Genomic DNA, 11,034 nt, shown 5'->3' with positions numbered 1-11,034 from the left:
GCGCTCGACTTGCATGTATTAGGCACGCCGCCAGCGTTCGTCCTGAGCCAGGATCAAACTCTCCAAAGAATTTGATATAGCTCTTAAATTGACGAAGCTTGCGCTTCATTCAAAAATTGTAAAACTTATTTTTGCCTCATCGTTCAGTTTTCAAAGTTCGTCTGCCGCTCTTAGCGACTCATTTATAGTAACACCTGTATTTATATCCGTCAACTATAAAAATAAAGTTTTTTGAAAAAGAATAAATAAAGACAATTCCCATCTATTTTTGTGAAAGGAATCGTCAGTTTCTTCTTATTGGAACGCTACAATCCGAACTTCATTCAAACGGGATAAATCATATTCTTTTTGATTCGTATTTTCTATGACGATAGGCTGATCGATACAAGTCGTATATGCATGAATCTTCCCACGCACCCCGCTACTTAATAAAACGGATCGACCAATCTCATAAAATCCTAGTAAAGTAGCAATATGCGACAGCGCTTCTTCATCATATGCTTTGTTCTGACACATATAAAAATATGCTTCTTCTGGAGAGAGTGGTTTTCGAAACGTTCTTTGGGCCGTTAACTGACAAAAGCGGTCCGCTACAATAAATAGAGGAGAAGCTGGATTTAGTTCGCGCTCAGTTAGACGTTTCGGAAACCCAGCTCCATCTAATCGTTCATGATGTTCTTCGATTAATTGATACACGCGTCCTCGTAACGTTTGAGTGCTTGGCAACATCGCTGCTGAGACAAGCGGATGTTGATACAAAAGTTCCCGCTCCATTTTTGTGAAATAACGCATATGAGACCATTTCCGAATTTTAGCATAACTTGCATCCGCAAAATAAGAAGCGAGTCCATAATCAAATTGAAGTTGATGCTCATCACCTCGATACTTCGATAAGGCATGAGAAACGAGAGCTCGATAGATTGCATGATAAATAACATGGTTCTTTCGTAAGGGCTGATCTGTAAAGAAATGAACAACTGCTGACAACGGTACTTCTTGACGAAAGAGTTGATGAATGAATTCTAGAGCCTCATAAGGATTAGGGGCAATCCGTTCTTCCCATTGATTGTAATGCTTTTCATATTGAAGCACCTGGCCATATAAAATATCCTTTTCTTTTGAAGTGAGGGTCGTTCGTTCTACAGGCGCGACATCAATCTCTTCGATTTTTAAGAAACGGAGTAAACGAAGGTGTTCATTCGTTAAGTGAATTCCGGCCTCTAAGGAAGAAACTGGTGACAATAAAGTCATGCCAACATGTACAGTAGATAAGTTCAAACGCACGCGAATCCCTCCTATATATAGAAAAAAGGTCGAACGGAAACACCGCTCGACCTCTCGTCTTACTCATTCACATTAGACGATTCGTCAGGTTTAGGTGCTTCATCCTCAAACCCATTCTCCAAATCGACTGCTAATTCCTCTTCTAATTCATCTTTTTTCAGTTTAGCGATAGTCGCTAAACGATCGCCTTCTTCAATGTTCATCACTTTTACACCACGTGTGCTTCGACCCATCTGAGAAATCGTTTGCGAATCGATACGAATCGCGACCCCATGTTCTGTCATCAACATAATGTCATCATCTTCATCTACGACACGCATACCAACGACTGTCCCACGGTCTGTCTTGATTCCAATGATTCCGGAACCACCACGACCTTGTGTGCGGAATTGCTCCATGGCCGTACGTTTTCCGTATCCTTTTTCCGTGATGATCAAGACATCTTGTGTTGTTCGAACGATTTCCATTGAAACGACCAAATCGTCTTCTTTCTTCAAACGAATCGCGCGTACTCCTCGTGCCGTACGTCCCATCGAGCGAACTTCTCCTTCAAGTGGGAAGCGAATCGACATTCCTTGGCGTGTGACAATCAACATCTCATCATCACTCTTCGCAAGACGGACCGTGACGAGTTCGTCTGTCTCATTCAAGCTAATAGCGCGGAGACCGTTTTTGTTGATTCGAGCGTATGCCGAGAGTGGGGAACGTTTGACCAAGCCCTCTTTTGTGATAAACACAAGAGACAACTGCTCATCTGCCACTTCTTCTGATTCATCCTCTGCCTCTTCTACTACCGTTTGGTTAGCCAAGTAACTGTTGAAATCGACCGGAATCATTGTTTCGACTTTTTCACCCTTGTCGATTTGAAGCAAGTTAATGATTGGCATTCCTTTCGCGGTACGGCTCATCTCAGGAATTTCGTATCCTTTGAGACGGAAGACGCGTCCAAAGTTCGTAAAGAACAGGATGGTATCGTGTGTCGATGCTGAAAGCAAGCGAAGGACGAAATCTTCATCGTTCGTTCCCATTCCTTGTTTTCCACGTCCTCCGCGGCGCTGTGTCCGATAAGAATCCGATGGAATCGATTTGATATAGCCTTCACTCGTGAGCGTGATCATCATGTCACGAACCGGAATCAAATCCTCATCCTCAAGCTCGACGATATCTGTACGAATCACCGTACGACGTGCATCGCCATATCGTTCTTTGATTTCAAGCAGTTCGTTGCGGATGATATCGAGGAGCAACTCCTCATCTCCAAGAATCGCACGAAGTTCTTCAATCAACGCTTTCACTTCACGATATTCGCCTTCAATCTTCTCACGTTCCAATCCAGTCAAGCGTTGGAGGCGCATATCTAAGATTGCTTGCGTCTGTTCAGTCGAAAGTCCAAAACGGGCAATCAACTTTTCACGAGCCTCGTCACCTGTACGCGTACTACGGATGATGGCGATAACTTCATCCAAGTGATCCAAGGCAACACGAAGACCCTCTAAAATGTGAGCACGTGCTTCCGCTTTGTCCAAATCGAATTGCGTACGACGACGTACGACCTCTTTTTGGTGTTCGATGTAGTAATAAATCGCTTGTTTGATGTTCAACGTTTTTGGACGACCGCCTACAAGGGCGAGCATGTTGACCCCGAACGTCGTTTGCATCGGTGTTTGTTTGTATAAATTGTTTAAGATGACACTTGCATTCGCGTCGCGGCGAACCTCAATGACGATTCGCATCCCGTTCCGGTCCGATTCATCTCGTAAGTCTGTGATGCCCTCAATCTTTTTATCGCGGACCAAGTCGGCAATCTTTTCAACGAGACGTGCTTTGTTGACTTGGTAAGGAATCTCGTGCACGAGAATGCGCTCACGGCCATTTTTCAACGTCTCGATTTCGGCTTTCGCACGCATCGTAATCGACCCACGTCCGGTTTCATACGCACGACGAATTCCGCTACGTCCCAAAATCTCTCCCGCTGTCGGGAAGTCAGGACCTGGGATGTGTTGCATCAATTCAGCAATCGTAATGTCTGGATTGTGAGAAAGGGCCAAGACGCCATCGATGACTTCGTTCAAGTTATGTGGTGGAACGTTTGTCGCCATCCCAACGGCAATCCCGCTCGTTCCGTTCACAAGGAAGTTTGGGAATCGAGCCGGGAGTACGACCGGTTCTTTTTCTTCACCATCGAAGTTCGGTTGATAATCGATTGTGTTTTTTCCGATGTCTCGTACGAGTTCCATCGCAATTTTAGACATCCGTGCCTCGGTATAACGCATCGCAGCGGCTGAATCACCATCGACTGAACCAAAGTTCCCGTGACCGTCGACTAATTCATAACGATAACTGAAATCTTGAGCCATACGGACCATTGTCTCGTAAACGGCTGAATCACCGTGAGGGTGGTACTTACCGATTACATCCCCGACGACGCGCGCCGACTTTTTATGTGGCTTGTCCGCACGAATCCCAAGTTCGTTCATCGCATATAAAATACGACGGTGAACCGGCTTCAATCCATCTCGCACGTCCGGAAGGGCACGTGATACGATGACACTCATCGCATAGTCCATGAATGACGTCCGCATCTCTTGGCTAATATTTATATCCTTGATATTTTCTTGTTCTGCCATTCGTTATTGCCTACCCTTCTTATTAAATATCGAGGTTCTTCACGTAATGGGCGTGAGATTGAATAAAGTCACGGCGTGGCTCGACGTTGTCCCCCATGAGTGTTTCGAAGATTTCATCCGCTTCAATCGCATCTTGAAGATCGACACGGAGCATCGAACGCGTTTCTGGGTTCATTGTCGTATTCCATAACTGCTCAGGGTCCATTTCTCCAAGACCCTTGTAACGTTGAACGCTATAACGTGCATTTTCAGGAAGTTGTGCAATCGTAGCTTGCAACTCACGCTCGTTTTGAACGTAGGTTGTTTCTTTACCATGCTTCACACCATAGAGCGGTGGTTGTGCGATATAAACATATCCACTTTCAACGAGTGGGCGCATATAACGATAGAAGAACGTCAACAATAGCGTCCGAATGTGTGCACCATCGACATCGGCATCGGTCATGATAATCAATTTGTGATAGCGCGCTTTTGATAAATCGAACTCGTCCGCAATCCCTGTTCCAAGAGCCGTGATGATCGTCCGGACTTCTTGGTTGGCCAAAATCTTATCAAGACGTGCTTTCTCGACGTTGATGATTTTACCTCTAATCGGCAAAATCGCTTGGAAGTGACGGTCACGTCCAGACTTCGCTGAACCACCCGCCGAGTCACCCTCGACGATGTACAATTCAGACTTCGATGCGTCTTTTGAAGAACAGTCGGCCAATTTCCCTGGCAATGAACTGACTTCGAGTATTCCTTTACGACGCGTCATCTCTCGTGCCCGCTTCGCTGCAAGGCGTGCGCGTGCCGCCATCAAACCTTTATCGACAATGAGACGACCGACCGATGGGTTCTCGAGCAGGAATTGTTCGAACGTATCGCTGAACAACGTGTCCGTTGCCGTCCGTGCATCGGCATTCCCGAGTTTAGTTTTCGTTTGCCCTTCAAATTGAGGAGAAGGGTGTTTGACCGAGACAATCGCCGTCAATCCTTCACGGACATCGTCTCCGGAAAGACTACCATCGGCTTCTTTCATCAATCCGAACCGTTTCGCATAATCGTTGATGGAACGTGTGAGGGCTGTTTTAAATCCAGTCTCGTGTGTTCCCCCCTCATGCGTCGGAATATTGTTCGTGAACGAATAGATGTTACTAGCAAAACCTTCGTTGTACTGAAGTGCAATTTCCACTTCGATTCCATCTTTTGTACCGTGTACATACACAGGTTCTTCATGAATCGAAGCTTTCGAACGGTTCAAGTGCTCAACGTAAGATTTGATTCCACCCTCATAGTGATAATTACGCTCGATCGTCTCATCACTACGATCATCTTTTGCAACGATTCGTAGTCCCTTATTCAAAAAGGCAAGCTCACGCAGACGTGTCGCCAACAGATCAAAGTCATACTCGAGAGTTTCTTGGAAGATGTCCCCGTCTGGGAAGAAGCGGACAGTCGTCCCTGTCGTATCTGTCGTCCCGACGATCTCGAGTTCACCCTGTGGAACACCTCGCTTAAACGCTTGGTAATACACATTTCCATCGCGACGAACGAACACTTCAAGCTTTGTCGATAAGGCGTTAACAACCGACGCCCCGACACCGTGAAGACCTCCAGATACTTTATATCCGCCACCGCCGAACTTACCACCCGCATGCAACACTGTGAATATAACTTCAACGGCAGGTCTACCTGTTTTCTTTTGAACGTCGACTGGAATTCCGCGCCCATTATCTTCGACAACAATCGAGTTTCCTGGCTCAATCGTCACTGTGATTGTGTCACAGTAACCTGCAAGCGCCTCATCGATGGAGTTATCGACAATTTCCCATACTAAATGGTGGAGACCGCGAGAGCTTGTGGAACCGATATACATCCCTGGACGTTTACGAACAGCTTCTAAGCCTTCAAGGACTTGAATCTGATCGGCGCCGTACGCTTGCAATTCTTTTTCATTTTCATTACTCATCGGTTATTTTCACCTACTATACATGTTTTGGTGTTCCTGTTTGACACGATCACATTGACTCTATTTCAACTTCACCTTGTTTCACGTGAAACACTTTGGCTTGTTGAATCGTTTCATGTGCAATCCCATCAATGTTTGTTGTTGTCAAAATTGTTTGTACTTTCCGTCCCATCGTATCGAGGAGATGGGTTTGGCGATGATCGTCAAGCTCAGATAACACATCGTCTAATAACAACAGAGGATACTCGCCTACTTCTTCATGAATCAACTCAATTTCAGCTAGCTTCAATGACAAGGCCGCCGTTCGTTGCTGACCTTGTGAACCGAACGTTTGAACATTTCGATTGTTGACGTACAATTCAAAATCGTCGCGATGTGGACCAAACAAGGTCACACCTCTTCGTCGTTCGTTCTCTCTTATTTTATCAAACTTTTGACGATACGTTTCAAACATCTGTTCTTTTGAGAAGCGTTCTTTTTGGAACGTATCCGAAACGTATTGAATTGTCAGTGTTTCCAGTTCTCTCGTAATCCCAGAATGAATCGGATTAGCCCATTTTTCGAGCTGGTCGATGAAATGATAGCGTCTCATCACGATTTTCACAGCGAGTTCAATCAATTGATCCGTTAACACCTCGAGTAACGTCTCATCGCCACCTTTTGCAGATAACTGCTTCAACAAGGCGTTTCGCTGTTTCAGCGTCTTCAAGTATTGATTGAGTTCATGTAAGTACACCGGACTGACCTGACCGATTTCCATATCTAAAAATCGCCGTCTCCCTTGTGGACTGCCTTTCACGATGGCTAAGTCTTCAGGCGCGAACAAGACGACGTTAAATGCGCCGACATAGTCACTGAGACGACGTTGTTCTAAATGATTGAGCTTTGCTTTCTTTCCTTTAGGAGAAAATGAGAGACTTTGTACTGCTTCACCAGTACGTTTATGAATCCGTCCTTCGATACTCGCAGCGTCAGCTTCCCATCCGATTAATTCACGGTCTTGTGTCGTCCGATGCGATTTCGCCAGCGCAAGTACGTAAATCGATTCGAGAAGATTCGTTTTCCCTTGGGCATTCTCACCAATTAGAACATTTGTCTGTTCTGAAAAATCTAGCTCGAGGGTTTCGTAGTTGCGATAGTTTTGCAATCGGATCGACTTTAAGTACACGTCAATTTCCCTCGATTTGATATTCCCCGAAGCCTTCGACTTCGATTGTATCTCCATCTCTTAATTTACGGCCACGGCGTTGATCTTGCTCACCGTTTACTTTAATCATGACATCCTCTAAAAAGAACTTCGCTTGTCCCCCACTCGAGATGATGTCTGCTAATTTTAAAAATTGTCCGAGTGTCACATACTCGGTTGTAATCGACACTTTTTCCATGTCGTCACTCCCTTTCCCATATGCTGATCTGAAAAAATCGCCATACATATTAGTTTATCGAAAATCGTCGAATAAGGCAAAAAGAGGGATGATAAGGTAAGACACCTCATCATCCCTATCCGCAGCTTACGATGTACGGACTGGCAAAATCAGTTGAAGAACGCTATCTTGTTCAACCGGTCGTAAAATGAACGGTCGCATCGAACCAGTGAACTGGATTTCGATTTCAGATGCATCGAGTGCCCGAAGTGCGTCCATCACGAATTTTGAGTTAAAGGAAATTTTTAGTTCTTCCCCTTCAAGCGATAAAATACTGACACGTTCAGACACTTTCCCGACTTCTGGTGAGTGTGAAGACACTTCAACTGCCGTTGTATCTTCCGCTACAAATTTAATGACGTTGTTGCGGTCTGCACGTGCCAAGAGTGAAGCACGATCAATGGCTTGTAAGAATTCTTTCGCGTTCATGCGTACCGCAGTACGATATTCTTCTGGAATGAGACGTGACGTATCAGGATACGCACCGTCTAACAAGCGAGAGAAGAATGAGATGTTCTTCATTCGGAACAAAATCTGTTGATCTGTGAGGACGATCTCAATCGGTAATTCTTCGCGGTCGAGTAACTTTGCCAATTCGTTAAGTGAACGACCTGGAACGACGACATTTTGGAACGTTAAATCATTATCCGTCTCAAAGCGGGCACGACGAAGTGCCAATCGGTGACTGTCCGTTGCGACACATGTAAGGAATCCTTTCTCAGCTGAGAAGTTGACTCCAGTTAATACTGGGCGTGTCTCTTGTGATGAAACAGCAAAACTCGTTTGACGAATGATCGTCTTCAAAAGATCGGCCGGTAAGTAGAACCGACGGTCACTTGCAAGTTCCGGTAGACGAGGATATTCGTCCGGGTCGAGTCCATTCAAGTGAAACTCCGCCTGTCCAGACTCAATTCGAGTCATGAAGTTCGGAGATACTTCGAGGGTGACTTCATTTGTCGGTAACTTCTTCACGATTTCTCCTAAGAAGCGAGCGTTTAAAACGACGCTTCCCGCACGTTGAATTTGAATGAGTTCAATTCCACCCTCTTCGATTGGAATCAAGCGTTCAATCGAAATTTCGGTGTCACTTCCTGTCAGTGTCAAACCGTCCGCATGTGCTTCAAGTTTTAATCCTGTCAAAATTGGAATTGTTGTACGTGAAGCCACAGCTTTTGATACATCTTGTACTGCTTGCATAAATACATCTCGTTGAATCGTTAAATGCATGTGGATAATTCCTCCTAAGGTGAAATGAGTCAATTTCCTAATGATAATAATAGTATTAATTAAGTCATAATAGTAGTAAGGGCTGTGGATACTGGGGATAAGTCCCTTTAAGCCTACGTATAAAGCCATTCCGCTTGTGAATAACTTGTGGATAACTAAGGTGGTTTATCCACAGGATATCCACAGAGAATTCTTCATTAGTTAGACAGTGCCTTTTTCAACGTTTGAATCGTCTCTTGCATTTCCACATCGTTTTTCAGGAGTGTACTAATCTTTTCATGGGCATGAATCACAGTCGTATGATCGCGTCCTCCGAACTCCTCCCCGATTTTAGGCAATGAACTCTCCGTCATCTCTCGAGACAAATACATCGCAATCTGGCGTGGAAATGCCAGTGTTTTAGTACGCTTTTTCGAATTTAATTCTTCTACTTGAATGTTGAAGTGTTGACTGACAATTTCTTGAATGTCACGAATGACTATCTTCTTCGCTTCCTGAACGGGCATGATATTATGAAGCGCTTCAGCTGCAACGTCCGGATCAATTGGTCGTCCGACTAGTTTTGCGTAAGCGACGACACGTGTCAATGCCCCTTCTAGCTCACGAATGTTCGTATCGATTTGATTAGCGATATAAAGCATGACTTCATTAGAGATATCAAGACCTTCAGCAGTCGCTTTTTTACGAAGAATCGCAATACGTGTCTCGAGGTCTGGCGGCGTGATATCCGTAATCAGCCCCCATTCGAAACGCGAGCGCAGCCGATCTTCTAATGTTGGAATTTCTTTCGGTGGTCGATCACTTGAAATCACAATTTGTTTTTGATCGTTGTGTAACGCGTTGAAAGTGTGGAAAAACTCTTCCTGAGTCTGCTCTTTCCCTGCTAAGAACTGAATATCATCAATGAGCAGCACATCGATATTCCGATAGCGATTACGAAACTCACCGGTTTTGTTGTCCCGGATCGAGTTGATAAATTCGTTCGTAAATTTTTCAGAGGAAACATAGGCAATTCGAGCTCCCGGTTTTTGAGCTTTTACGTAATGACCGATTGCATGCATCAAATGCGTCTTCCCAAGTCCGACGCCTCCATAAATGAATAGTGGATTATACGCGCGTGCAGGTGCTTCGGCGACAGCGAGAGATGCTGCATGGGCAAATCGGTTCCCTGAGCCGATGACAAATGTCTCGAAAATGTATTTGTCATTCAGTTGTCCAAGATCCCCTTCCTCTTTTGAAGGTAATGGTAAGGGTTGTTCTTTTGTTTCTGTCACAGCAATTGATTCGTGAGATCCATCAGCTGGAGCATACTTGTGTGCTTGAGATTCTTCAATAAAATGAATTTCAAGTTTGTTATTTGTGATCTCTTCGACTGTATCTTGTAAAAGAGATAGATACTGCCGCTCTAACCATGTAACGATAAAACTAGCAGGTGCCGACACGACGAGTGTCGTTCCCATCAAGGATATTCCTTCGGTTGATTTTAACCACATGTCAAAACTAGCTTTTGGCGTTCGCTCTTCTTCTTCGATTACCGATAAGACATTTCTCCAAATCTCGCGAGCATTCTTCAATAAAAGACCTCCTTTACTCACATGTTAGGTAAAACTTATTCACACGATATACACATACACTATTTTATAGTAGAAACTAGGGTTATCCCCAAAGAACAAAAACTGTGGATAAAGTTATCCACATGGTGTTCATTATGGGGATAACACTTATCCACAGCCTGTGTATATCTTGGAATCACGAATTGTTCATCCACAAGTTTGTGCACATTCAGTTTAGCAAAATAAAATAGACGTGGCAATGCTTTTTGGTATTTATCCACAGATTAAGAAAAGTATCCACACCCACTTATCCACATGCTGTGTAGTTTGTGGATAACATGTGGATATGTTGTGGATAACGATATATTCGGGTATGAAAGAATAAAAAAGTTATACACAAAAGAGGAAGAAGGAAACTGTAGAAATGTTTTTGTAAAAGAAGAAAACGAAAAAATGAAGAATTTAATTATGAAAAAAGAGGAGTTATTCACATATAAATGTGGATAACTTCGAGTGATTGTGGATAAAATGGCTCAACATCAATATTTATAAAGACCATTTATAAAATGTGTAAAGGTTGTGTATGAATTTTTCCTCTACTAGCATATGAACTAGATCAATTTCACCTTCAAGTAGAGATTCCAGAACGCTTCCTTCGTTGAATTCGAAAACTGCTCGAAAATACATTGACAATTGGTGAAACGATTTATATAATCTTAAAGACTGCCTTAAATGAAACTATAACTTGCTAATAGAGCGTTAATCTTGAGGAGGTGCTGTAACCATGAAACCAACTTTCAATCCTAACAACCGTAAGCGTAAGAAAGTCCACGGATTCCGTGCACGCATGGCGACTAAAAACGGTCGTAACATTCTTGCTGCTCGTCGTCGTAAAGGCCGCAAAGCCTTGACTGTATAATTTCGAATAAAAATTGCCCGGGGATCCTGTCCTCGGGCAATTTTTTAGT

8 protein-coding genes and 1 rRNA gene are annotated in these 11,034 nt (G+C 44.0%); 1 reads left to right on the top strand and 8 read right to left on the bottom strand.

The window, feature by feature from the left end:
- The 8 genes from KNO95_RS11455 to dnaA all read right to left on the bottom strand — a co-directional run.
- A 16S ribosomal RNA gene (locus KNO95_RS11455) occupies positions 1–69 on the bottom strand; the annotation flags it as partial.
- Between the two features lie 225 nt (positions 70–294).
- Entirely contained in the window at positions 295–1,284 is a 990-nt protein-coding gene (locus KNO95_RS11450; protein WP_214703525.1) for an HD-GYP domain-containing protein, read from the bottom strand.
- Between the two features lie 59 nt (positions 1,285–1,343).
- Positions 1,344–3,911 (bottom strand): DNA gyrase subunit A, encoded by a 2,568-nt coding sequence (gyrA, locus tag KNO95_RS11445; protein WP_214703526.1) that lies wholly within the window; start codon positions 3,909–3,911, stop codon positions 1,344–1,346.
- 22 nt (positions 3,912–3,933) lie between these two features.
- Positions 3,934–5,862 (bottom strand): DNA topoisomerase (ATP-hydrolyzing) subunit B, encoded by a 1,929-nt coding sequence (gyrB, locus tag KNO95_RS11440; RefSeq protein ID WP_214700766.1) that lies wholly within the window; start codon positions 5,860–5,862, stop codon positions 3,934–3,936.
- A gap of 49 nt (positions 5,863–5,911) precedes the next feature.
- Positions 5,912–7,030, bottom strand: a complete 1,119-nt coding sequence (gene recF / locus KNO95_RS11435) for a DNA replication/repair protein RecF (RefSeq protein ID WP_026824744.1) — start codon at positions 7,028–7,030, stop codon at positions 5,912–5,914.
- 1 nt (position 7,031) lies between these two features.
- Positions 7,032–7,247, bottom strand: a complete 216-nt coding sequence (gene yaaA / locus KNO95_RS11430) for a S4 domain-containing protein YaaA (RefSeq protein ID WP_015880213.1) — start codon at positions 7,245–7,247, stop codon at positions 7,032–7,034.
- 126 nt (positions 7,248–7,373) lie between these two features.
- Positions 7,374–8,513, bottom strand: coding sequence for a DNA polymerase III subunit beta (gene dnaN / locus KNO95_RS11425; RefSeq protein ID WP_026824743.1), 1,140 nt, complete (start codon positions 8,511–8,513; stop codon positions 7,374–7,376).
- Positions 8,514–8,710: 197 nt separating this feature from the next.
- Positions 8,711–10,087: a chromosomal replication initiator protein DnaA gene (gene dnaA / locus KNO95_RS11420; protein WP_026824742.1), complete on the bottom strand. Its 1,377-nt coding sequence runs from the start codon at positions 10,085–10,087 to the stop codon at positions 8,711–8,713.
- A 763-nt stretch (positions 10,088–10,850) separates the two neighbouring features.
- On the opposite strand from dnaA, the gene rpmH reads away from it, so the two are divergent.
- Entirely contained in the window at positions 10,851–10,985 is a 135-nt protein-coding gene (gene rpmH / locus KNO95_RS11415) for a 50S ribosomal protein L34 (protein WP_015880216.1), read from the top strand.
- The last annotated feature ends 49 nt before the right edge of the window (positions 10,986–11,034 follow it).

The organism is Exiguobacterium sp. ERU653, from assembly GCF_018617775.1.
Lineage (GTDB): Bacteria > Bacillota > Bacilli > Exiguobacteriales > Exiguobacteriaceae > Exiguobacterium > Exiguobacterium marinum.
This window is presented reverse-complemented; position numbering and strand designations above follow the sequence as displayed.